We start from the raw sequence: 881 nt of genomic DNA, 5'->3' as shown, positions 1-881 counted from the left end.
TCGGGGAGCCCAGCACCTGCCCGTCGGCCGTCTTGACCGCGATCTGGTAGTAGTACGACTTCCCGATCTCCGCACTGCTGGAGTCCGGAGTCGGAACCGCGGTCGTGTCCGTGTAGGTGGTCGCCGTCTTGGCGACCGGCGCCACCAGCGTCGCGGCGGAGGGGGTGAACACCTGCTGCGTGGAGCGGTGCAGCTGGTACTCGACGATGTCCAGGTCGGTGTCACCGGTGGTGTTCTTGTACGCCGCCCAGGACAGCTCCGGACCGGTGCCGTGCACGACGGTCGGCGAGTTCAGCGAGGTGCCGACCTTGCCGAAGGTGACCGTCAGACGCGGGATCGTGGACGTCTCGCCGCCGTAGTCGTAGTCCCCCGCCTGATACTGCGGGCCGCCCAGCGGCGCGGTCGAGGACTCGTCCACGGCCTTGATCACGAAACCGTAGTTCGGCGACGTACCGGAGACCCACTTCTGGACGGTGTCGCCGACCCGGAAGTTGTGCCACTGGTTGTACTCGCCGATGTCCTTGCGGATCTGCGCCGGGTTGACCAGCCGGACCGCGTCGGCGATCGTCCGCCTGGTCGCATCACCGGTGTCCCCGAGGACGATCTTGCCGGTGTTGCCCTTGGCGAAATCGATCTGCGTGGTGCCCAGCTGACGCCAACCGGTCGTGCCGGTGGCCTGGTTGACCGTGAAGTTCGCGGTCGGCTCCGCCGAGGTCACCGTGTAGGGGGCGGCCGTCGCACCGTCGGTCTGCACCGGGGTGTGGACCTCGACCTTGTAGTCCGTGGCATCGACGATGTTCGGCTGCCACGTGTACGACTCACCGGTCGCCGTGTTCTTGTTGTACGCGTAGTCACCGGCATAGCCCGCGGTGCTGACCCGG

1 pseudogene is annotated in these 881 nt (G+C 67.2%); it reads right to left on the bottom strand.

What is annotated here, in order from left to right:
• Positions 1 to 881: pseudogene (locus HW130_RS35165) on the bottom strand (sugar-binding protein); the annotation flags it as partial.

Origin of the sequence: Streptomyces sp. PKU-EA00015 (assembly GCF_013387495.1) — a bacterium.
GTDB lineage: Bacteria > Actinomycetota > Actinomycetes > Streptomycetales > Streptomycetaceae > Streptomyces.
The sequence above is the reverse complement of the archived record's forward strand: the minus strand, read 5'-3'. Positions and strand labels throughout refer to the sequence as shown.